The organism is Burkholderiales bacterium (assembly GCA_013695435.1).
Lineage (GTDB): Bacteria > Pseudomonadota > Gammaproteobacteria > Burkholderiales > JACMKV01 > JACMKV01.
Genome location: JACDAM010000078.1, coordinates 1 through 22,435, shown reverse-complemented (window position 1 = coordinate 22,435; position 22,435 = coordinate 1). Strand labels below are relative to the sequence as shown.

The window sequence follows — 22,435 nt, the reverse complement described above, 5'->3', positions numbered from 1 at the left end:
ACGAATCAACCCCGGTTAGTTGGGAAGCCGGTTTACCCCCTTCCCACTTGCTGAGGAGGGTTGGGGCGGAGATCGGGGACCGGAAACCTGAGCCGAGCGCGGGTTCCGCCGGCGCTTTCGAAAGTCAGATCGCCATCCAGTTGCCGGCTCAGGGTTTCGACCAGCTTGACGCCCAACGCAGCGGCGGCATCGGGCGCTGAATCATTGGCCATACCGACGCCGTCGTCCGCCACGGTGAGCAATGCCGTGCCGTCGTCGAAACGCTCGAGGACGACCGACAAAATGCCTTTGCGCCCGTCGGGAAACGCGTGCTTGAGGCTGTTCGTTACCAGTTCGTTCAAAATCAGACCGAGCGGTACAGCAGACTCGATGCCGACATCGACCGCCTCGACGACGCTGACGATATCGATACCCTGCTCTTTGGCGCCAGCCGCGGCGCCGAGACGATGGCACAGATCGCCGATATAGCTTTTCAGATCGATCGACGACAAATCACCCGATTGATACAGCTTTTCGTGCACCAGCGCCATGGCGCGCACGCGATTCGCGCTTTCCTGCAGGGCGTTGCGCGCTTCGCCAGCGGGCAGCGTACGAACCTGCAAGTTGAACAAACTGGTGATGACCTGCAGGTTATTTTTGACGCGGTGGTAGACCTCTTTCAGCAAGGTTTCCTTTTCGCGCAGGGCGGCGCTGATCGCCTGTTCCTTTTGCCGGCGTTCGGTGATGTCGTGCATGACGACAACGGCGCCGAGCTTCTCGCCGCCGTGGCCGAACAGTGCCTGGCCACTGGCCAGCATCACGCGTTTTTTGCCGCCGTGCTTCGGCACGAACATCAGCTCCTGATCGCGCACCGGCTGATCCTGCAAGGCTTTGAACAACGGAATATCCGCGGACTGCATCGGACTGCCGTCGGCGTGATACAAATCATAGTGCTCGGCCCATCGCGACGCCGGCAACGGTTCCTGCGGCAGATTGTGGAACTCGCGCGTGGCGCGGTTGAACAGCGTCAGTGCGCCCTCGGCGTCGCAAACGACGATGCCCGATTCGACGTTTTCGAGCACGGCGTTCACGAGTTCGTTCCTCTGGGCGAGTTCGGTTTCCAGCGCTTTGCGCCCGGTGATGTCGCGGATCACGCCGCTGTAGAAACGGCCTTCGTGTGTTTCCCAGGCGGCGAGCGACAGTTCGAGCGGGAATTCGCTGCCGTCTTTGCGCAAACCGGCGAGTTCTATGGTCTTGCCGAGCAATCGCCCCTCGCCCGCGATGCGCATGCGCTCCATCCCCCGTCGATGCGGCTCACGGTAGCGCTCGGGCATGATGCGCGTCAGGTCGTCATCGACGATTTCCCGCGCCGTATAACCGAAGATCGCTTGCGCGCCCCGGTTCCACGAAACAATTTTGCCCTCGCCCTTGCTGATCACGATCGCTTCATTGGCCGATTCCGCCAGCGACCTGAACTTGGCTTCCGATTCCAGCACGGAAGAGGTCATGTCCTTGGCCAGCGCCAGCGCGCGTTCGCGCGTCACCGCCAGGGAGCGCACCAGAATGAACAGCAACAGGCTGATGACGATGCCGGCGATCATCACGACCTGCGCCTTTTGCCGATCTATGGTCTTCTCGAAAGCGGGCAGTGAAGTGAAGCGCAAAGTCCAGCGCCGGTTCTCGATGTCGAGCATCGTCTGCGAGGTGAAAATGGGTATGCCATGTTGCCGCGCGCGCCCATGCACCTGCTCGCTGTCGTACAGCAGAGCATCGTCGACCGGCGACTCGCCATCGAATATTTGGAGCGTCGCGAAGAGCAACTCGCGATCCAGTGTGCTGGCGAGCAGATCGTTTACACGAAACGGAACGGAGACGTAGCCCGACAGCGCCGCCCCGCGCTGTTCGACGGTCGCGACCGCGGCGCCGTTGCGATAGACCGGCTGGTACATGACGAAGCCGGCCTGTACGCCTGTTTCGGTTTCCTGTTGCAGCGTGACCTTGCCTGAAATCGTCGTCTCGCCGGTATCGCGCGCCGCCATCATCGCCGCACCGCGCACCGGCTCAGTCAGCATGTCGTAGCCGAACGCCCGCAGGTTGCGGCCGCTGAAAGGCTCGATATAAACGATGGCGTTATATTCGTCGCGCACGCCTTCCGGCTTGATGCGGTAATCGGGAAAGCCGGCGCTGCGTACCTGCTCGACGTGCGCATCTTTCTCGCCGGGCTGGATGCGCCGCGCGTAGGCAACGCCCTGGATGCCCGGAAAGTTTTTTTCCAGCCGCAGCCGCGCCACGTATTCGCGCCATTCATCGCGCTCGACCGATTGCGAAGCGGCGAACAAGCCGGCGGCGCCGAGCAGAATTTCCTCGGCCGACTGCAGCCTGTCGGTGATGCGCGATTCGATTTCATCGGTCAGGACGTGGAAGCGTTCGCCGGCATTGCGCCCGGATTCGGATGCGACAAGGTGCCAACCCAGAACCGTAACAGCGATGGCGGCGAGCAGCGTAGTCCAGGGCAGCGCGACATCGCGCCAGGCCGGCGCGCCGAGCAAATGCCTGCGTTCGGCAAGATCGGCGGCGAGCGTAAGCCCGGTCACGGTGCACAGCCCGATGAAGACTTGCAGGCCGATCAGTGAGTCATTCAGATCGCCCTTCGCGAAAGGGCCGTAGCCTTGGGTCGTGGCCGCGACCGCGATACCGGTAATCAGCAACGAAACGACCGCGACGCCGCGCGCGCCGTAGCGATAGGCAGTCCACGCGATCACCGGAATAAAGAGATAGACGAGCAAACGGTCGGCGTCTCCGGGCAGCGCCTGACCCCGGAACACCAGCGCGCTGACGACCACCAGCACGGCGAGCAGGGCAATCGCGTGGCTCGCTGCCGGCAGTTGCAGCGATTTCCATTTCCGATGAATAGTGCCACCCCCTTCTGCCGCGGCGCCTGCCGCCGCTCCTGTTCCCGCCACGCCCCACGCCAACAGCGCAGGCGCAAAGGTCAGGACGCCGGCCACATCGCCCAGCCACCAGGTCTTCCAGAGCGCCGTCAAGGCGGGCGACGAAACGATGCCGCCGACGATCAGGGCGACGGCGCCGACGGTCGCGGCGAGCATACACATGACAAGCGCGATCAGGGCGAAGTGGAACACGTCCTGCGGCTGCTCGAACGGTTTGCCCGACGGCACGAACCTATGCAACAGCAGGGCGCCAAGCAGGGCTTCGAACGTATTACCCAGCGCGATGACGGACGCGACGACAACGATCGTTGACGTGCCCGCCGCGTCGTTGGCCGCGAACACCGCCAGGTTCGCCGCGAATGCGCCAAGCAGAATTCCCGGCCAGACGCGATAACCGAACAAAAGGAGCGCGGCCAGCGCGATGCCGGACGGCGGCCAGACCGGGGAAACATTGCTTTCGGCGAAAGCCAGCAGCAGCCCGAGGCGCGCCGCGAGATAGTAGACGACGGCCAGCGCGAGCACGGCAAGCAGCCATCGCGTCGGCTGTGGCAGTCGTGAAACGCGGGTTATCGATTCTGAGATAGCGGACAAGGTGCGGATTGAGTTACGACGGCGCGGATTCAGTTACGACGGCTTCGCGAATTGCGTCAGCGATCGGACTGGCGCGACAAAGTAGCCACGTATTCCGCTACTCCCTGTTCGACCGGCTTGAAGAGCGCGTCATAACCCGCGCCGCGCAATGCGCCGAGATCGGCCTCGGTATAGCTTTGATATTTATCCTTGAGATTCGCCGGGAATGCGATGTATTCGATGATGCCCTGCTGCCGCATCTCGACCAGCGTCAGCGGCGCGTCGCCATGCGTCGCGCGGCAGGCGTTCACCACGGCGACCGCAACCTCATTGAAACTTTGCGCGGCGCCGGTGCCGACGTTATAGACACCAGCGCGCTCGGGGCGATCGAGAAAAAACAGATTGACGGCGACGGCGTCGTGCACCGAAACGAAATCGCGCCGCTGCTCGCCTGCTTCGTAACCGCCGCTGCCTTCGAACAGTTTGACCTTGCCCGTTGCCTGGTACTGGTTGAAGAAATGCCATGCGACCGACGCCATGCGCCCTTTGTGCTGTTCGCGTTCGCCGTAGACGTTGAAATAGCGCAGGCCGACGGCGCGCAGATTGTGCTGCGCATACTTGCGGCGCACGTACTGATCGAACAGGAATTTGGAATAGCCGTAAACGTTGAGCGGCGTTTCGAACTCGCGTGCTTCCCGGAACACCGCGCTCGCGCCATACACGGCCGCCGACGAAGCATAGACGAACGGAATGTCCTCTTCCTCGCAATACTCGAGCAGGTTGACCGAATAGCGGTAATTGTTCTGCATCATGTAGCGGCCATCGCTTTCGGTGGTGTCGGAACACGCGCCCTGATGCAGGATAGCGGCGATTTCACCGGCGAATGCGCCATCGGCAAGCTCGCGCAGGAACAGCTCCCGATCGAGGTAATCGGCGATTTCACAATCGACCAGATTGCCGAATTTGCTGCCGTCGGTCAGGTTGTCGACGGCAATGATATTGGTTTCGGCGCGCGCGTTCAGCGCTTTGACGACGTTGGAACCGATAAAGCCGGCAGCGCCGGTGACGATGATGTACATGGTCGATTTCTGGGCTCGATGGGAGGTCGATGTTGTTCTTCAAGGGGCGGACGGCGGCGCCGATTCGCTTTCACTTCGCAAGGGTTCTACAAAGGGGAAAAAGGCGCCGTTTCAGTCGCGCGCTGAACGCCGAACAGCTCCTCGCGGCTGACGATAGCGGTGCCGAGCTTGCCGACAACGATGCCCGCGGCCCGGTTGGCGACACGCATGGCCTCGGCAAAACTTTTGCCTTCGGCCAGCATCACGGCCAGGGTCGCGATGACGGTGTCGCCGGCGCCGCTGACATCGAACACCTCGCGCGCCACGGCCGGCTCGTGGCAGCGTTCGCCTTCGCGAAACAGCGTCATGCCCTGCTCGCTGCGCGTGACCAGCAGCGCCTGCAAATTCAGCTCCTCGCGCAGGCGCTGCGCTTTGCTGGTAAACGCGTCCTCGTCTTTCCAGCCTCCGGCGACCTCGCGGAATTCGCCGAGGTTCGGCGTCAGCAAGGTAGCGTTGCGGTAGCGCGAATAGTCGTCGCCTTTGGGATCGACCAAGACCGGCTTGCCGGCGGCGTTGGCGATCGCAATCATGCTGGCGACGTGTTCCATGCCTCCCTTGCCGTAGTCGGACAACACGATGACATCGGCATAAGGTGCCCTGGCTTCCAGGTCGGCGAGTTTGGACAGCAATACCTCGCGGCCAGGCGGCGTTTCGAAATCGATACGCAGCAACTGCTGCTGGCGGCCGATCACGCGCAGCTTGATCGTAGTCGCGAGAGACGAATCGCGATGCAGCGACGCGTCAATGCCGGCAGCTTCGAGCAGACGCGCGAGGCAATCGCCGGCTTCGTCGGCGCCGATCACCGACAACAACTCGGTGTGCGCACCGAGCGCCGCGGCATTCCTTGCAACGTTGGCGGCGCCGCCGAGACGCTCTTCGGTATCGCGAATCCTGACCACCGGCACCGGCGCTTCCGGCGATATCCGGCTGACCTCGCCGAACCAGTAGCGATCGAGCATGACGTCGCCGACGACGAGAACGCGGGCGGGCTGCGGGCATGGACGATGAAGGCTGGCATCGTCCTCGCGCTTTTTGTTTCCATACTTACCGTGCATGGATTCTCGCCACGCTAGTACCTCTACACAGTCAGCCCGCGCTCTTCGGTGCGGCGCGGCGGGTAGGTTTCCCAGCCGCGGCACGCCGGACAATGCCAATAGAACTGGCGTGACTTGAAACCGCAATCGTCGCAGCGATACAGGGCCAGATTGCGCGTGTGCTGATGGACCAGCGTTTTGATCAATTCGAGATCGCGCCGCCGCTCCGGCGGCGTTTCCAGCAACTGCGCTTCAAGCAGCTTGTCGAGCCCAAGCAAGGTCGGATTGCGCTGCAACTCGTCGCGCACCAGCCTGTAGGCCGGTTCGGCGCCAAAGCGGGCGAGCGTCGCTTCGAATACCACATTCAGCAAATCGAGCGATGCATAATTGGCCAGGTAGCCGCGCAGCAGGTTCAGGCCTTCGTCGACAGACCCGATCTCGCGATACGCATTCAGCAGCTTTTCCGCGACCAACTGCAGATGCGCCGGGCTTTGCGATTCGATTCTTTTCCAGGCTTCGATGGCTTCCGCCCATTGCCCTTGCGCCGCCTTTACCTCGCCGAGCAGTACGCTTGCGCGCACCGAATTGCGATGCACGGCCAAGGCCTCCTGCAGATGCTCGGATGCGGCCTCGGGCCGCGAATTCATCATGTCGGTCGTGGCCAGTTCGCAGTAGAAATTGGCGATTTCTTTTTGCCGCGACTCCCCGGTCAACGCCGCCAGCTCGCGGCTCGCCACAACCGCCTTCGACCAGTCTTTTTCCTGCTGATAAATCTCGAGCAGGAATTTGAGCGATGCCTCCCCGTGGCGCGTGTTCTGCAGTTTGACGAACACCTCCTCGGCGCGGTCGAGCAAGCCGGCTTTAAGATAATCCTGCGCCAGTTCGAACAGCGCGTTCAGCTTCTGGTCGGGATCGAGGTCGGCGCGTTCGGCGAGGTTCTGATGCATGCGGATGGCGCGATCCACTTCACCGCGGCGGCGGAACAGGCTGCCCAGCGCGAAATGCAGTTCTATGGTTTGCGGATCGACTTTGACGACTTCGATAAACGCCTCGATCGCCTTGTCGGGCTGCTCGTTCAACAGGAAGTTGAGGCCGCGGAAGTAAGACAAGGGCAGCGCGCGCGATTCCGACATCAACTGCTTTATGTCGATGCGCGCCGCCAGCCAGCCCAGACTGAAAAACAGCGGAAAGGCGAGCAACCACCAGAACTCGAATTCCATGTCGCTCGCCGGGACTTGGGGCTGCGTGGGCGGCTTACGCGCCGTCGTCCAGGACGACTGGCAGCCGCCGCGACGCTTCCTGGTTGGCGACGCGAAGTTCGCGCTTGAGGGAAGCGATTTCCCGGCGCTGCCTGAAAATGTGTCCGAGCGTGGCGAGAATGCCGCCGGCAACCCCGGCGCAGAAAAAAATCAACAGGATGAAAACGAGCGGCGCGTTCCATTCATAACCCAGATAGAAACGCAGAAGAACACTGTCGGTGTTTTTCAGCGCAAAGCCGAAGATCACCAGAAACAGCGCAAGTTTAAGCAGCCACAGCAGATAGCGCATGAGCATTCACAATGCAAACAAGCGCCGACGACGCTTGCAAATCAGACGAACCAGCCAGTCTGTCGAACCGCGCAGGCTAGTTCAGGCTTCGATATCGACGCGTTCGCGCAATTCTTTTCCCGCCTTGAAGTGCGGAACGTACTTGGCGGGAACCTTGACCTTCTCACCGGATTTCGGATTGCGGCCGAGGCGCGGCGGCCGGTAATTCAAGCCAAAGCTGCCGAACCCGCGAATTTCGATGCGCTGACCGGCGGCCAAGCTTTTCGACATGGTATCGAGAATCATCTTGACTGCGAGCTCGGCGTCCTTCGCCACCAACTGCGGATAGCGCGCCGCCAGTTTGACGATCAGCTCCGACTTGGTCATGGCCTCTCCCATTTTCTGCTATTCGGTATTCTTGTTATCCATTTTGGCTTTGAGCAGCGCGCCGAGGCTGGTCGTGCCGGCATTTCCCGAGCTTTCGGCCGCGACTTTCTGCATCGCTTCCGATTCCTCCACGGCGTCCCTGGCCTTGATCGACAAATTGATGCCGCGATTCTTGCGGTCGATGTTGATGATCATCGCCTTGACCGCATCGCCTTCCTTCAGGTGCGTGCGAATGTCTTCGACGCGATCGCGCGACACTTCGGACGCGCGCAGATAGCCTTCGACATCGTCGCCGAGCGCGATCGTGGCGCCCTTGGCGTCTATCGTCTTGACCGTGCCGTCGACGATGCTGTTCTTGTCATGCACGGCGATGAAGCTGTTGAAAGGATCGCCATCGAGCTGCTTGACGCCGAGCGAAATGCGCTCGCGGTCGGCGTCGATCGACAACACGACAGCTTCGACTTCATCGCCCTTCTTGTAATTGCGCACCGCTTCTTCGGCGGGTAGGCTCCACGACAAATCGGACAAATGCACGAGCCCGTCGATGCCGCCCGGCAAGCCGATGAATACGCCGAAATCGGTGATCGATTTGATCTGGCCGCGAACCTTGTCGCCTTTCTTGTGATCGACCGAGAATTCTTCCCACGGATTCGGCTGGCACTGTTTCATGCCGAGCGAAATACGGCGGCGGTCTTCGTCGATTTCGAGAATCATCACTTCGACTTCGTCGCCCAATTGAACGACGCGCGACGGATGCACGTTCTTGTTGGTCCAGTCCATTTCCGACACGTGCACCAGGCCTTCGATGCCGGGCTCGATTTCGACGAAGGCGCCGTAGTCGGTCAGGTTGCTGACTTTGCCGAACAACCGCGTACTCTGCGGATAGCGGCGCGACAGGCCGACCCACGGATCGTCGCCGAGCTGCTTCATGCCGAGCGATACGCGGCTCTTTTCCTGGTCGAACTTCAGAACCTTGGCTTCGACTTCGTCGCCGACTGCGAGCACTTCGGACGGATGCTTTACCCGCCGCCAGGCAAGATCGGTAATGTGCAGCAGACCATCGATGCCGCCCAGATCGACGAATGCGCCGTAATCGGTAATGTTCTTGACGATGCCCTTGACGATTGCGCCTTCCTGAAGATTCGAAAGCAGTTGCTGGCGCTCGGCGCCTTGGCTTGCCTCAAGCACGGCGCGCCGCGACACGACGACGTTATTGCGTTTGCGGTCGAGCTTGATGACCTTGAATTCGGTGTGCTTGCCTTCGAGCGGATTGGTATCCTTGACCGGACGGATATCGACCAGCGAGCCGGGCAGAAACGCGCGGATACCATTGATCATCACCGTCAGCCCGCCCTTGACCTTGCCGCTGATCAGGCCGGTGACCTGGGTGCCCTGTTCGAGCGCGACTTCGAGTTCGTGCCACGCCGACAGCCGTTTGGCTTTCTCGCGCGACAGCTTGGTTTCACCGTAGCCGTCTTCGAGCGCATCGATCGCGACCGCGACAAAATCGCCGGCCTTGACCTCGACTTCGCCGCGATCGTTGCGAAATTCATCGAGTTCTATGAAGCTTTCCGATTTCAAACCGGCATTGACGACGACGTGATTGAAATCGACTCTGATGACTTCGGCGGTAATGACTTCACCGATGCGCATCTCCTGACGCGTCAGGCTTTCTTCGAACAGTGCGGCGAAATTTTCGGACGAATCCGGGATTGCGGCGGAAGCGGAAGCGGTGTTGGCAGCAGTATTCATGTATGTGGAAAACCTGAAAAAATACCCGTCACAAGGGACGGGGCCGGGAGCGTCGATAAAAACCAGAGTTCAGTTCAAAAAGCGAAACGTTCGCGCGTTGCGAACGACCGATTCCGGAGCCGGGACTATGGTAGCCCGTGCGCGAGGGATTGCCGATAAAGCCGCACCACTTCGGTTGCAACCTCGCTGATTGTCAGCGACGTGGTATCGAGCAAAGTCGCATCCGCACACAATTGCAAGGGTGCGATGCGGCGCTCGCTGTCGCGCGCATCACGTTGCTGGATGTCTCGCAAAGTACCGGGGAGACTAGCACGCATTCCTTTTTCCTTCAACTGTTTAACGCGCCGCGCAGCGCGTTCCGCGGCGCTCGCGGTCAGGAAGATTTTAAGATTCGCGCCGGGAAAAACGATAGCTCCCATGTCGCGTCCTTCGGCGATCAGACCGGGCGTCCGGCGGAAAGCGCGCTGGCGCGCAAGCAAGGCCGTGCGGACCGCCGGCAGGGCCGCGACTTGCGAGGCGCCAGCCGCGACCGTCTCGGCGCGGATCGCGTCGTCCACGCTTTGTTCATTCAGGAATATTCGCTGCCCGGCGAAGCGCGCATTCAGCTTGCTGGCGAGATCGGCGAGCGCCTCTTCGTCGTCGATCGGAATATCCTGCTGCGCCCCGGCGAACGCGACCAGCCGATACAGCGCGCCGCTGTCCAGATAGTGAAAACCCAGTTGCTGCGCGACTTCCCAGGCAACCGCGCCTTTGCCCGACGCCGAAGGGCCATCGATGGCGATGACCGGAATCGTTTGCCTTCCGGGTTCATCCATGCAGATAGCTTTCGATCCGCAAGCCGGCGTGCTGCGCGGTTTCGACAAAGCCGGGAAACGACGTCGCGACGTTCGCGCAATCGCGCACGGTAATTGTTTCGCTCGCCGCCAGCGCAGCGATCGAAAATGCCATTGCGATGCGATGATCGCCATGGCTCTCTACTTCTCCGCCGCGGTAACGATTGCCCTGGCTTGCGCCGACGATGCGCATGCCATCCGCTGTCGGTTCGGCCGCGACACCGAGCGCTTGCAAGCCGTCGGCCATCACTTGTATGCGGTCGCTCTCCTTGACGCGCAATTCCCCGGCCCCGCGAAGCCAAGTTTCGCCGCTGGCGCTGGCGGCGGCGATGAACAGCGCGGGAAATTCGTCGATGGCAAGCGGCACGAGGCGGCGTGGAATGGCGATGCCGCACAAATCGGCATGACGCACGCGAATGTCGGCGACCGGCTCGCCGCCAAACTTGCGTTCGTTCAGCAGCGAAATGTCCGCACCCATCATGCGCAGGATCTCGATGACCCCGGCGCGCGTCGGATTGATCCCGACATCGAACAACATGATGTCGGAGCCGGGCGCAATGCTGGCGCCGACCATGAAAAAGGCCGCCGACGAAATATCAGCAGGAACCTCGATGCGCGTCCCGGTGAGCCCCGCCCCTCCTCTGACGCAAGTGCTTCGGCCTTCGCGCTGCACCGGATAAGCGAATGCCCATAGCATGCGCTCGGTATGGTCGCGCGTCGGCGCCGGCTCGATGACGCAGGTGAGCCCATGGGCATAAAGGCCGGCCAGCAGTAACGCGCTTTTGACCTGGGCGCTGGCGACCGGAAGCTGGTAGCTGATGCCGTGTAATTCATTCACAGGATGTATGGTCAGCGGCGGGAAACCATTGCCGGCGGTGCGAATATCGGCGCCCATTTCGCGCAGCGGCAGCGCGACGCGCCGCATCGGCCGCCTGGTCAGGCTGGCGTCGCCGGTCAGCTCGCTTTCGAACGATTGCGCAGCCAGCAATCCGCACAATAGCCGCATCGACGTTCCAGAATTGCCGCAATCGAGTACGCCGCGCGGTTTCCTGAGCCCGTGCAGGCCGACGCCGTCGATGCGCACCCGGCCCTGATCGGGCCCATCGATATGAACGCCAAGCGCGCGAAATACATTCATGGTCGCGATCGCGTCTTCGCCTTCCAGGAAGCCCCCGACTTCGGTCACGCCTTCGGCCAGCGCACCCAGCATGATCGCGCGGTGCGATATCGATTTGTCGCCGGGAACGCGCACATCGCCGACGAGCCGTCCGCCCGCGGCAATGACGTAATGCGCCGTCATGATGTCGCTCATGGTATCGATTCGGCCGACCCGGTCTGATCCGTTTGCCCGGCCGACCACGCGCTGCGCGCCTCGCGCGCGGCGGCAAATAAGGCTTGCAGCTGATCGGCCTGGCCGGCCTCGATCATCACCGTCACGCGCTCGATTTCGGCCTGGTAATGACGCAGTTCGCGCGCCAGCGCCTCGCGGTTGGCGACACAGATATCGCGCCACATTTCCGGCGAGCTGCCGGCGATGCGGGTGAAGTCGCGAAAACCGCCGGCTGCGAAATCGAATAGCTGATCGGCGTTCCAGCGCTGCGCCAGCATGTTGACCAGCGCATAGGCGAGCACGTGCGGCAAATGGCTGACCGCGGCGAAAATCCGGTCGTGCTCGTCGGCTTTCATCCTGACGAGTTTCGCGCCGCAAGCGCGCCATGCGGCGCACACCGTATCGATCGCGAGCGCATCGGTTTCGGCAAGCGGCGTGATGACAACATTTTTACCGCGGTACAGATCGGCGCGCGCCGCGGCTACGCCGCTGGTTTCGGCGCCCGCGATCGGATGCGCCGGCACGAAGCGGGGCAGGCACTTCTGCAAACTTTCGCGCGCAAGCTGCACGACATCCTGCTTGGTGCTGCCGGCGTCGGTAATCATTGCCCGCGCGCTGACGTGCGGGGCAATCGTTCTAATCAGCTCGGCCATTTGCCCGACCGGCGTCGCAAGCAGTATGAAGTCGGCATCGCTGACCGCGCGCTTTATATCGCTCGCGATTTCATCGATAACCTTGAGTTCTAACGCGCGTTCGAGATTGTCGCGGTTGCGGCCGACGCCGACAACGTGTTTGACCGCGTCTGCCTCGCGCAAAGCGAGCGCGAATGAACCGCCGATCAGGCCGACGCCGAAGATGACGAGTTTGTCGATACGGAAATTAGCCATGCATCGGCGCCGCGTTTTGATCGAGCGCGCGAGACAGCGCGTCGAGGAATTTCGCGTTCTCCGCTTCGAGCCCGATGCTGACGCGCAGGTATTGCGGCATGCCGTAGTTCGCGATCGGCCGCACGATCACGCCGAGCCTCAGCAGGCGTTGATAAACGGCATTCGCGTCGCTGACTTTGAAGCTGACGAAGTTGCCGTGCGACGGAATAAATTCGATGCCGAGGCGCATGAATCCGGCAACGATGTGCGCCATCCCGGTTTCGTTCAGCCGCCGGCTGTCGCGAACGAAATCCTGGTCGGCAAGCGCAGCCTCGGCGGCTGCGAGCGCAACGCTGCTGACGTTGAACGGCTGGCGCACGCGATTCATCAGATCGGCAACGCCGGTGTTCGCGAGCGCAAAGCCGATGCGCAAACCAGCCAGTCCATACGCTTTCGAAAACGTGCGCGCCACGATCAGATTGGGAAACGCGCGCAGCCAGTCGATGCTGTGGGCACAAAGATCGTCCGGCAAATATTCGGCATAGGCTTCATCGAGGACCACCAGCAGCGAGCGCGGAACGCTTTCCAGAAAACGCCGCAGGTCGCGGGCAGCGAGCAATGTTCCGGTCGGATTGTTCGGATTTGCGATGAACACCAGACGCGTATCGGCGCGCACGGCGGCCAGCATCGCATCGAGGTCATGGCCGAAATCCCTGGCCGGCGCTTCGATCCCGGCAGCGCCGGTCGCCTGGGTCGCCAACGGATAAACCGCGAATGCGTGCTGCGAATAGATCGCGGACGAATGCGCATCGAGAAAAGCGCGCGCCGCCAGTTCGAGCACATCGTTCGAGCCATTGCCGAGCACAATCTGCTCCGGCGCCACCAAATAGCGGTCGGCCAGCGCGCGCTTCAGCGCAAAACCACTGCCATCGGGATAGCGGGCAACGTCGGTCAGCGCCTCATGCACCGCTTCGATCGCGCGCGGGCTCGCGCCGCGCGGATTCTCGTTCGACGCAAGCTTGACGATATCGGACAAGCCGAGTTCGCGCGCCAGCTCGCTGACCGGTTTGCCTGGAACATAAGGCGCGATGCCGCGGATGTATGGCGGCGCGAGGTCGCACAAACTCATAAGCGGAAGACGAAAGCGGAGTTGAATGCGCCGAAATTAAATGGCCTGCGGATACGAGCCGAGGATTTTGACGAATACGGCTTTCTCGCGCAGCGCGGCCAGCGCGCGCTCGATTTGCGCATCCTGCCGGTGGCCTTCGATATCGACGAAGAACACATATTCCCATGCGCTCGCGCGCGATGGCCGCGATTCGAAGCGGCTCATGCTGACCTGATGCTCGGCCAGCGGCGTCAGCAACGCGTGGACCGCGCCGGGGCGGTTCTCCGCCGACATGACCAGCGAGGTGCGGTCCTTGCCGGACGGCAGCGCGTCGTGCAGCGAGATGACCAGAAAGCGCGTCGTATTGTTCGGCACATCTTCGATATTTTCGGCGATGACTTGCAACTGATACAAGGACGCCGCGCTTTTCGCCGCAATCGCCGCCGTATCTTCTTCGAAACCGGCGATGCGCGCAGCCTCGGCATTACTGACGACGGGAATGCGTTCGGCTTCCGGATAGTGCCGATTCAGCCATTCGTTGCACTGCGCGAGGCTTTGCGCATGCGAGACGATTTTGCGTATTGCGCCGGCAGATCCGGCCAGCAGACATTGATGCACTGGCAGCGTAATTTCGCCGCAAATCTGCAGCGGCCTGGCGAGTAGCAGATCGAGCGTGCGCCCGACCGCGCCTTCGCTCGAATTTTCGACCGGCACCACGCCGTAAGCCGCCGTGCCGGCTTCGATCGTGCGAAAAACTTCATCGATCGATGCGCACAAGGTGGTTTGCATCTGACTGCCGAAATGTTTGCGCGCCGCCTGCTCGCTGAACGTTCCGGCCGGGCCGAGATAGGCGACCGACAGATTTTTTTCGAGCGCGCGGCACGCCGACATCAGTTCCGCGAACATATTCAGCGCCGCCGCTTCCGATAACGGCCCCGGATTGTTCTCTTTCACGCGGCGCAGAATCTGCGCTTCCCGTTCGGCGCGGTAAACCTGGCCGTCTTCCTTCAATTCGCCGATCGCACGCGCGCATTCGGCGCGCTGATTGACGAGTTTCAGGATCTCGTCGTCGATCGCGTCGATGCGGTCGCGATAGCGCTGCAGTGCGTCGTTCATGGTGCGTCGTTCATGGCGACGTCAGGACAAGTCGGCAGGAAGGTAGCGGATCATCAGCACGCCCGGAATGGCGGCGATCTGTTTGCATAAATCGGGTGTGACCGGGCTATCGAGATCGACCAGCGTGTAGGCCATCTCGCCTTTCGATTTATTCAGCATATTGTGAATATTGAGCCCGGCGGCGGCAACCGCCGTCGAAATCTGGCCGACCATATTCGGCACATTGGCATTGGCGACGCCGATCCGATAAGGCGATTCGCGCGCCATGTCGACGTCCGGAAAATTGACGGCGTTGACGATCTGGCCATGCTCAAGATAATCGCGTACCTGATTAGCCGCCATGACCGCGCAATTGTCTTCGGCTTCCGTCGTCGATGCGCCGAGATGCGGCAAAGCGACCACATTCGCGTGTCCGCGCAACCTGGCGTCAGGGAAATCGCAGACATAATATTTGATGCGGCCGCTATTGAGCGCCTCGAGCACGGCGCCGGTATCGACGATCGCGTCGCGCGAAAAATTCAGCAGCACGGCTCCGTTCTTCATCGCCATCACACGTTTGAGGTCGATCATATGCCGCGTCATGTCGATCAGCGGCACATGTACCGTCACGAAGTCGCTATTCTTCAGCAGCTCCTCGATACTGCGCGCCTTCTGCACCTGCGAAGGCAAACTCCAGGCAGCATCGACCGTGATCCCGGGATCGAAGCCGAGCACTTTCATGCCGAGCTTGATGGCGGCGTCGGCTACCAGGCTGCCGATCTTGCCAAGACCGATGACACCGAGCGTGCGCCCCGGCAGCTCGCTCCCGGCAAACTGTTTCTTGCCGGCTTCGACCTGGGCTTCGAGCGCGTCGCCATCGCTCTGCAGAGCTTCGACATAACGCGCCGCGGGGATCAGGTTGCGCGCCGAAAGCAGCAATCCGGCGATGACCAGTTCCTTGACGGCGTTGGCGTTGGCGCCCGGCGTGTTGAATACCGGAATACCGCGCGTGCTCAAGCGTGCGACCGGAATATTGTTGGTGCCGGCGCCGGCGCGCCCGACAACGCGAACGCTGGCCGGAATCGTCATGTCGTACAGGTTATGGGAACGCAGCACGATAGCGTCGGGATCGCTCAGATCCTTGCCGACCACATAGCGGTTGCCGGGGAACTGGGCGATCCCGATCGGGGAAATCTGGTTCAGCGTCAGGATGCGGAATGGTTTGGGCATGTCGTCCAATCAAGTTGTCATTCCCGCGCCGAACAAATCATTCGAGGGCTGCGGCGGGAATCCGGAGTCTGACTAGTGCAAAGCCGCTGGATTCCCGCTCCCGGCTTAAAGCATGCTGGGACAAGCTGCGCGGGAATGACGGCGGGGGGGGCGCTGGATTCCCGATGCAGCCTGCCCTCGAATGATTTAACGGGAATGACGGCGATGAATTTATTCGGGGGTTCCTCAATCGTGACGGCGCTCGAAATCGCGCATGAAATCGACCAGCGCCTGCACGCCCGCAACCGGCATCGCATTGTAGATCGATGCGCGCATGCCGCCGACTGCGCGATGCCCTTTCAACTGCAGCAGCCCGCGCACTTCGGCCTGGCGCAAGAATTCGCCGTCGAGCGAGCTGTCGCGCAAGGTGAATGCGACGTTCATGCGCGAACGGTCCGGCTTCGCGACCGGGCAGCGATAAAAATCGCCGGCGTCGATCTGGTCGTAGAGAAGTTTGGCTTTGGCGATATTGGTCTTTTCGATCGCCGCGACACCGCCCTGATTTTTCAGCCACTGAAACGTGAGCCCGGCCATGTAGATCGGCCAGGTCGGCGGCGTGTTGTACATCGAATCGTTTTCGGCCTGGACCTGCCAATCGAGCATGACCGGCGTGTGCGGCGCGGCGTGCCCGAGCAGATCTTCCCGGACGATGACGATGGTGAGCCCCGATGGACCGATATTCTTTTGTGCGCCGGCATAGATGACCGCAAAGCGCGACACGTCCATAGGCCGCGACAGAATGCTGGACGACATGTCGGCGACCAGCGGCACGTCATTCGTCTCCGGCTGCCAGTTGAATTCGACGCCTTGTATGGTTTCGTTCGGCGTGTAGTGCACATAAGCCGCTTCTGCATCGAGCCGCCACTTTTCCTGCACCGGCGCGTAGCTGAAATTCGCATCCCTGGACGAGGCCGCGATGTTGACCTGGCAAAAACGCTGCGCTTCGGCGATGGCCTTCTTCGACCACTCGCCGGTCTCGATATAATCCGCCGATTTTTTTTCGCGCAGCAGGTTCAGCGGCACAGCGGTGAATTGCGTCGTCGCGCCGCCTTGCAGAAACAGTATTTTGTAGTCGGGCGGGATCGCAAGCAGCGTGCGCAAATCGGTTTCGGTCTGGCGCACAATTTCGCTGAACTCGGGCCCGCGATGGCTCATTTCCATGACCGACATGCCCGAGCCGCGCCAATCGAGCGCCTCGTCGCGCGCAGTCTGCAAAACTGCCGCGGCCAGCATGGCCGGCCCCGCGCTGAAGTTGAATACAAACTCGTGTCGGCGATCCATTATTCGCTTCCCCCTTCCAGTGCTTCGGTTTCGATGACGGTCTCGAAGCAGGCCAGCTTTTCGCCCTCGTCGAGATTGATCAGGCGCACGCCCTGCGTCGAGCGGCTCATCTGGCGCACTTCGGAAACCCGGGTGCGGATCAGCACGCCGCCTGTCGTGATCAGCATGATTTCGTCTTCCTTGTTGACAAGGCGCGCCGATACCACGCGGCCGTTGCGCTTGTTCGTCTGGATCGAGATCGTGCCTTGGGTGCCGCGGCCATGGCGGGTGTAGTCGGCGATCGGCGTGCGCTTGCCGTAGCCGAATTCGGTCGCCGTCAGCACTGTAGTGTTTTCGTTTTCCGCGGCGAGCATCGAAATCACCTTCTGGTTCGGTCCAAGCTTCATGCCGCGCACCCCGCGCGCGCCGCGTCCCATCGGCCGCACGTCCTTTTCGTCGAAACGCACCGCTTTGCCGGCATCGGAAAACAGCATGACATCGTGTTTGCCGAACGTCAGCGCGACGCCGATCAATTTGTCGCCTTCGTCCAGACCGACAGCGATGATGCCGGAGGGCCGCGGCCGCGAAAAATCGGACAGCGGCGTTTTCTTGACAGTACCGAACGACGTCGCCATGAACACGTAATGGTTTTCCGCGAACTGTTTGACCGGCAGCACGGCGTTGATTTTTTCGCCTGCTTCCAGCGGCAGCAGATTGACAATCGGCTTGCCGCGGCTTGCCCGTCCACCCTGCGGCACTTCGTAAACCTTGATCCAGTACATGCGCCCGCGGCTGGAAAAACACAGGATGTACTGATGCGTGTTGGCGATGAACAAGTGCTCGATGAAATCGTCTTCCTTGGTCGCCGTCGCCTGCTTGCCGCGTCCGCCGCGCTTTTGCGCCTGATAATCGGTCAGCGGCTGAGCCTTGATATAGCCGCTGTGCGACATCGTTACAACCATGTCTTCGACGGCGATCAGGTCCTCCATGCTGAGGTCCTGCGTCTGCACGACGATCTCGGAACGGCGCTCGTCGCCGAACTGGGTTTTGATCGCGTTCAGTTCGACGCCGATGATCTTGTTGATGCGCGCAGGCTTGGCAAGGGTATCGAGCAGATCGGCAATCGTCTCCATAACGTCTTTGTACTCGGTCACGATCTTGTCCTGCTCGAGCCCGGTCAGGCGTTGCAGGCGCAGTTCGAGGATGGCTTGCGCCTGCACGTCGGATAAACGATAGCCTTGTTTGTGCAGCCCGAATTCCGGCGCCAGCCCTTCGGGTCGCGACGCCTCGGCCTCGGCGCGGCGCAGCATGTCTTCGACCAGTTGCGAGCGCCAGGTGCGCGCGAGCAGCGCACGCTTGGCTTCGGCAGGCGACGCCGAAGCCTTGATCAGCGCGATGATTTCGTCGACGTTCGACAGCGCAACCGCGAGCCCTTCCAGAATGTGCCCGCGTTCGCGCGCCTTGCGCAGCTCGAACACGATGCGCCGCGTGACCACCTCGCGGCGATGGCGCAGGAAGGCTTCGAGGAATTGTTTGAGATTCAGCAGCCGCGGCTGGACGTCGACCAGCGCGACCATGTTCATGCCGAAGGTATCCTGCATCTGCGTTTCTTTGTACAGCTTGTTCAGGATGACTTCGGCGTTGACGTCGCGCTTCAGCTCGATGACCGCGCGCATGCCCGATTTGTCGGATTCGTCGCGCAGATCGGAAATGCCATCGATTTTTTTCTCGCGGACGAGTTCGCCAATGCGAATCAGCAGATTGGCTTTATTCACCTGATACGGCAGTTCGTCGATGATGATCGCCTGCCGGCTGCCGGCTTTGTCCATGTTTTCGATATGCGCGCGCGCGCGAATGACAACGCGGCCGCGGCCGGTGCGATAGCCTTCCTTGACGCCCTCTGTGCCATAGATTATGCCGGCGGTCGGGAAATCGGGCGCCGGGACGATCTCGATCAGTTCGTCGATCGTCATTTCCGGATCTTTCAGCAGGGCAAGACAAGCGTCGCAGACTTCGTTCAGATTGTGCGGCGGGATATTGGTCGCCATGCCGACCGCGATTCCTGACGAGCCGTTGATCAGCAGATTCGGGATTTTCGAGGGCAGCACCAGCGGCTCGCGCTCCGAGCCATCGTAGTTCGGCCCGAAATCGACGGTTTCTTTCTCGATGTCGGCCAGTAACTCATGGCCTATCCTGGCCATGCGGATTTCCGTATAACGCATGGCCGCGGCGTTGTCGCCATCGACCGAGCCGAAATTGCCCTGCCCGTCGACCAGCGGATAACGCAGCGAAAAGTGCTGCGCCATGCGCACGATCGAGTCGTACACGGCTTCCGGGCTATGCGGATGGTACTTGCCGAGAGTGTCACCGACGATGCGGGCGGACTTTTTGAACGCTTTGTTCCAGTCGTTATTCAGTTCGTGCATCACGTACAACACGCGCCTATGCACGGGTTTCAGCCCGTCCCGCACGTCAGGCAACGCGCGCCCGACGATCACGCTCATCGCGTAATCGAGATAGGAGCGGCGCATCTCCTCCTCAAGACTGACCGGAAGTGTTTCTTTGGCGATCTGATCCATTAAGCGGGTATTCCGGGGGAATAAATCGAAAGAGCAAAGAAGAAACCGGCGGAAATTCTACGCAAAACCGGCAAATTTCCAAAACCCGATATTCTAGCACGTCGACTTTTTGAGGCGCCCTGTTGTTGCAAAAATACAAATGATTGCGGCCTCGTCCGCAATTAAATAGTTTAGCCATAACAATCCTTTGACTATTGAAATCGATTGATGCATTCTGGGACTCACTTCCGAGTTGTCGTTTTTTCGTGACTTTTGCGAATACTGCAGCGAATAACCAAAAGGGGCTACACGATGAGTTTGACCAGCAAGAACATACTCGTCGCCACACTCGCCGGTATGGCCGTTGTGGCGGCGCTGGCGCCCGTGACGGCAGTCGCGCAAGAAAAAGAAAAAGTAAAAACCGATGCTTATCTCGTCGATGGCCGCGGTGAACTTGCGCGCAGCGGTTTCGGTCTGTGCTGGCGCACCGGGTACTGGACGCCCGCCCAGGCGATCGAAGCGTGCGATCCCGATCTGGTGAAAAAAGAGCCGAAAGCCGAACCGAAGCCGGAGCCTGTACCGCCGCCGGCCGAGCCCGCGCCCATTGCGCCGCCGGAAGAGCCGAAGCCAGCCCCCATCAAGCTGTTGCCGCAGAAAATCAACTTCTCGGCCGATGCGCTGTTCGATTTCGACAAAGCTGTGCTGCGTCCGAACGGCAAAACCATGCTGGACGATCTCGCCTCTACTCTGGAAGGCGCCGAATACGATGTCATTCTGCTGGTCGGCCATACCGACCGCATTGGCTCCGACGCCTATAATCAGAAGCTGTCGGAACGCCGTGCGGCCGCGGCCAAGCAGTATCTGGTCGGCAAAGGCATCTCGGCTGATCGCATCCAGACCGAAGGACGTGGCGAAAAAGAGCCGGTCACGGCAGGCGAATGCAAGGGCAAACCCGGCAAGGCCCTGATCCAGTGCCTGCAACCGGACCGTCGCGTCGATGTGGAAGTCACCGGCAGCAAGGAAGTCGAACAATAACGTTCCGCGCAGTTCGATCGAAAGCCCTGCGTTCGCGCGGGGCTTTTTGTTTAGCGCGACTCCGAACAAGTCTCCCCTTCACGGTCATTCCCACGAAGCTTGTCAGCAGGCTGTCAGCCGGAAGCGGGAGTCCAGAGTTGCCTGAATGACGAACTAACCGAGATACTTCGCGACGCGAAAATGGCGATTGAAGTCGATACCTTGATCGACGCGCGCTGGATCATCCCGGTCGAGCCTGCCGGCGAGGTTCTTGACCAGTCGTCGCTTGTTATCGATCGCGGAGCTATACGCGATCTGCTGCCTACCGCGGCCGCGCAGCAGCGCTATGCGGCGCGTGAACATCTGAGGCTGCCGCAGCACGCGCTGATCCCCGGCCTGATCAATTTGCACACGCACGCGGCGATGAGCCTGATGCGCGGTCTGGCCGACGATGTTTCGCTGATGGACTGGTTGAATCATCACATCTGGCCGGCTGAGCGGCAGTACGTCAGCGACGAATTCGTCTTCGACGGCACCCTGCTTGCCTGCGCCGAAATGCTGCACGGCGGCGTCACCTGCTTCAACGACATGTATTATTTTCCGGAGGCCGCGGCGCGCGCCGCCCTGGCCTCGCACATGCGCGCGACCCTCGGCATCGTTGTGATCGATTTTCCATCGGCCTATGCCAGCGACGCGCAGGACTATCTGAGCAAGGGCCTGGCAACCCGCGATGCGTTGCGCCACGAACCCCTGCTCGATTTCTGCCTCGCGCCGCACGCGCCGTATACCGTCAGCGATGCCAGTTTCAGCCAACTGCTGACGTATGCCGGGCAACTCGATCTGACTATCCATATGCACGTGCACGAAACCGCGCATGAAGTCGCGGAAAGCGTCTCGCGCTTCGGCGTGCGCCCGCTGGCGCGGTTGCAGGGGCTCGGCCTGCTGGGGCCGGGCTTCATCGCTGTTCACGCCGTCCATGTGGACGACGAAGAGATCGCCAGACTGGCCGAGCACGGCAGCCATGTGGCGCATTGCCCGTCGTCGAATCTGAAGCTGGCGAGCGGCGTAGCGCCCATCCACGCTTTGACGCAAGCCGGCGTCAATGTCGGCCTGGGAACAGACGGCGCCGCCAGCAACAACCGGCTCGACGTGTGGTCCGAGATGCGGCTCGCCGCTTTGCTGGCCAAAGCCGCGAGCGGCTCGGCTGAATCGATACCGGCCGAGATGGCGCTGGCGATGGCGACAATCAACCCGGCGCGCGCGCTCGGCCTCGATGAAAAGATCGGCTCGCTAAGGATCGGCAAGTGCGCCGATGTGGTCGCCATCGACCTGTCCGCCGCCGAATTGGCGCCGTGCTACGATCCGGTTTCCCACCTGGTTTACGCGGCCGGCCGCGAACATGTCAGCCACGTCTGGGTCAATGGTAAATTACTACTGAAAGATGGTGAATCGACCGTGCTGGACAGTGAAGAACTGAAAGCGAAAGCCAATCTGTGGCGGAAGCGGATCAGCCCGCTGGCCGCCTGACCAAGGCAAACTCGACGACATGAACGCGGACCCTGCCGAACTGGAGAAATTCAGCGAGTTCGCCCACCGCTGGTGGGATCCGGGCAGCGAATTCAAACCCCTGCACGACATCAATCCGCTGCGCCTCGATTACATCGACGGCATCGCCGCGCTGCGCGACAAGGCGGTGCTCGACGTCGGCTGCGGCGGCGGCATTCTGTCGGAAGCGATGGCGCTGCGCGGGGCGCGCGTGACCGGGATCGATCTTGCCAGAAAGC

General features: G+C 61.2%; 18 protein-coding genes. 3 read left to right on the top strand and 15 right to left on the bottom strand.

Annotated elements, in window-relative coordinates; all coding sequences use genetic code 11:
* Nucleotides 1-32: 32 nt before the first annotated feature.
* The 15 genes from H0V78_04590 to gyrA form a co-directional block, all read right to left on the bottom strand.
* Nucleotides 33-3,521 carry a CHASE domain-containing protein gene (locus tag H0V78_04590; GenBank protein MBA2351076.1) on the bottom strand — a complete coding sequence of 1,163 codons (3,489 nt, stop codon included), beginning with the start codon at nt 3,519-3,521 and terminating at the stop codon, nt 33-35.
* 56 nt (nt 3,522-3,577) lie between these two features.
* Nucleotides 3,578-4,579 carry an ADP-glyceromanno-heptose 6-epimerase gene (gene rfaD / locus H0V78_04585; protein MBA2351075.1) on the bottom strand — a complete coding sequence of 334 codons (1,002 nt, stop codon included), beginning with the start codon at nt 4,577-4,579 and terminating at the stop codon, nt 3,578-3,580.
* An 86-nt stretch (nt 4,580-4,665) separates the two neighbouring features.
* The gene (gene rfaE1, locus H0V78_04580; protein MBA2351074.1) at nt 4,666-5,673 is read right to left on the bottom strand and encodes a D-glycero-beta-D-manno-heptose-7-phosphate kinase; all 1,008 of its coding nucleotides are present in this window, start codon (nt 5,671-5,673) and stop codon (nt 4,666-4,668) included.
* 23 nt (nt 5,674-5,696) lie between these two features.
* Nucleotides 5,697-6,872, bottom strand: a complete 1,176-nt coding sequence (gene lapB, locus H0V78_04575) for a lipopolysaccharide assembly protein LapB (protein MBA2351073.1) — start codon at nt 6,870-6,872, stop codon at nt 5,697-5,699.
* 34 nt (nt 6,873-6,906) lie between these two features.
* Complete coding sequence (locus tag H0V78_04570) at nt 6,907-7,200, bottom strand: LapA family protein (protein ID MBA2351072.1); 294 nt, start codon at nt 7,198-7,200, stop codon at nt 6,907-6,909.
* 81 nt (nt 7,201-7,281) lie between these two features.
* Nucleotides 7,282-7,566: an integration host factor subunit beta gene (locus tag H0V78_04565; protein MBA2351071.1), complete on the bottom strand. Its 285-nt coding sequence runs from the start codon at nt 7,564-7,566 to the stop codon at nt 7,282-7,284.
* 18 nt (nt 7,567-7,584) lie between these two features.
* Nucleotides 7,585-9,318, bottom strand: a complete 1,734-nt coding sequence (rpsA, locus tag H0V78_04560; GenBank protein MBA2351070.1) for a 30S ribosomal protein S1 — start codon at nt 9,316-9,318, stop codon at nt 7,585-7,587.
* 125 nt (nt 9,319-9,443) lie between these two features.
* A complete protein-coding gene (locus H0V78_04555) occupies nt 9,444-10,133 on the bottom strand; it encodes a (d)CMP kinase (protein ID MBA2351069.1) in 690 nt (229 codons plus the stop codon).
* Nucleotides 10,126-11,463, bottom strand: coding sequence for a 3-phosphoshikimate 1-carboxyvinyltransferase (gene aroA, locus H0V78_04550; protein MBA2351068.1), 1,338 nt, complete (start codon nt 11,461-11,463; stop codon nt 10,126-10,128). Before aroA ends, H0V78_04555 begins: the two co-directional genes overlap by 8 nt.
* On the bottom strand, nt 11,460-12,368 hold the full coding sequence (locus H0V78_04545) for a prephenate dehydrogenase/arogenate dehydrogenase family protein (GenBank protein ID MBA2351067.1): 909 nt from the start codon (nt 12,366-12,368) through the stop codon (nt 11,460-11,462). Before H0V78_04545 ends, aroA begins: the two co-directional genes overlap by 4 nt.
* A complete protein-coding gene (locus H0V78_04540; protein ID MBA2351066.1) occupies nt 12,361-13,476 on the bottom strand; it encodes a histidinol-phosphate transaminase in 1,116 nt (371 codons plus the stop codon). The genes H0V78_04545 and H0V78_04540 overlap by 8 nt, the downstream gene beginning before the upstream one ends.
* Before the next feature lie 36 nt (nt 13,477-13,512).
* Nucleotides 13,513-14,571: a prephenate dehydratase gene (gene pheA, locus H0V78_04535; GenBank protein MBA2351065.1), complete on the bottom strand. Its 1,059-nt coding sequence runs from the start codon at nt 14,569-14,571 to the stop codon at nt 13,513-13,515.
* 21 nt (nt 14,572-14,592) lie between these two features.
* Nucleotides 14,593-15,780 (bottom strand): phosphoglycerate dehydrogenase, encoded by a 1,188-nt coding sequence (locus H0V78_04530; protein MBA2351064.1) that lies wholly within the window; start codon nt 15,778-15,780, stop codon nt 14,593-14,595.
* A 225-nt stretch (nt 15,781-16,005) separates the two neighbouring features.
* A complete protein-coding gene (serC, locus tag H0V78_04525; protein ID MBA2351063.1) occupies nt 16,006-17,100 on the bottom strand; it encodes a 3-phosphoserine/phosphohydroxythreonine transaminase in 1,095 nt (364 codons plus the stop codon).
* A complete protein-coding gene (gyrA, locus tag H0V78_04520) occupies nt 17,100-19,658 on the bottom strand; it encodes a DNA gyrase subunit A (protein ID MBA2351062.1) in 2,559 nt (852 codons plus the stop codon). Before gyrA ends, serC begins: the two co-directional genes overlap by 1 nt.
* A gap of 291 nt (nt 19,659-19,949) precedes the next feature.
* Between gyrA and H0V78_04515 the strand changes: the two genes are divergently transcribed.
* The 3 genes from H0V78_04515 to H0V78_04505 form a co-directional block, all read left to right on the top strand.
* Nucleotides 19,950-20,672 carry an OmpA family protein gene (locus tag H0V78_04515; protein ID MBA2351061.1) on the top strand — a complete coding sequence of 241 codons (723 nt, stop codon included), beginning with the start codon at nt 19,950-19,952 and terminating at the stop codon, nt 20,670-20,672.
* 180 nt (nt 20,673-20,852) lie between these two features.
* On the top strand, nt 20,853-22,178 hold the full coding sequence (locus H0V78_04510) for a TRZ/ATZ family hydrolase (GenBank protein ID MBA2351060.1): 1,326 nt from the start codon (nt 20,853-20,855) through the stop codon (nt 22,176-22,178).
* A 19-nt stretch (nt 22,179-22,197) separates the two neighbouring features.
* Nucleotides 22,198-22,435 (top strand): methyltransferase domain-containing protein (locus H0V78_04505; protein MBA2351059.1); only part of this gene is annotated, 238 nt, incomplete at its 3' end.

Bases quoted from the DNA above. Each gene is read 5' to 3' on its own strand.
- lapB (MBA2351073.1), bottom strand. From the start codon at position 6,872: ATGGAATTCGAGTTCTGGTGGTTGCTCGCCTTTCCGCTGTTTTTCAGT.
- serC (MBA2351063.1), bottom strand. From the start codon at position 17,100: ATGGATCGCCGACACGAGTTTGTATTCAACTTCAGCGCGGGGCCGGCC.
- H0V78_04570 (MBA2351072.1), bottom strand. From the start codon at position 7,200: ATGCGCTATCTGCTGTGGCTGCTTAAACTTGCGCTGTTTCTGGTGATC.
- H0V78_04545 (MBA2351067.1), bottom strand. From the start codon at position 12,368: ATGGCTAATTTCCGTATCGACAAACTCGTCATCTTCGGCGTCGGCCTG.
- H0V78_04530 (MBA2351064.1), bottom strand. From the start codon at position 15,780: ATGCCCAAACCATTCCGCATCCTGACGCTGAACCAGATTTCCCCGATC.
- H0V78_04555 (MBA2351069.1), bottom strand. From the start codon at position 10,133: ATGGATGAACCCGGAAGGCAAACGATTCCGGTCATCGCCATCGATGGC.
- H0V78_04515 (MBA2351061.1), top strand. From the start codon at position 19,950: ATGAGTTTGACCAGCAAGAACATACTCGTCGCCACACTCGCCGGTATG.
- rfaD (MBA2351075.1), bottom strand. From the start codon at position 4,579: ATGTACATCATCGTCACCGGCGCTGCCGGCTTTATCGGTTCCAACGTC.
- gyrA (MBA2351062.1), bottom strand. From the start codon at position 19,658: ATGGATCAGATCGCCAAAGAAACACTTCCGGTCAGTCTTGAGGAGGAG.
- rpsA (MBA2351070.1), bottom strand. From the start codon at position 9,318: ATGAATACTGCTGCCAACACCGCTTCCGCTTCCGCCGCAATCCCGGAT.
- rfaE1 (MBA2351074.1), bottom strand. From the start codon at position 5,673: ATGCACGGTAAGTATGGAAACAAAAAGCGCGAGGACGATGCCAGCCTT.
- H0V78_04565 (MBA2351071.1), bottom strand. From the start codon at position 7,566: ATGACCAAGTCGGAGCTGATCGTCAAACTGGCGGCGCGCTATCCGCAG.
- aroA (MBA2351068.1), bottom strand. From the start codon at position 11,463: ATGAGCGACATCATGACGGCGCATTACGTCATTGCCGCGGGCGGACGG.
- H0V78_04510 (MBA2351060.1), top strand. From the start codon at position 20,853: ATGGCGATTGAAGTCGATACCTTGATCGACGCGCGCTGGATCATCCCG.
- H0V78_04540 (MBA2351066.1), bottom strand. From the start codon at position 13,476: ATGAGTTTGTGCGACCTCGCGCCGCCATACATCCGCGGCATCGCGCCT.
- pheA (MBA2351065.1), bottom strand. From the start codon at position 14,571: ATGAACGACGCACTGCAGCGCTATCGCGACCGCATCGACGCGATCGAC.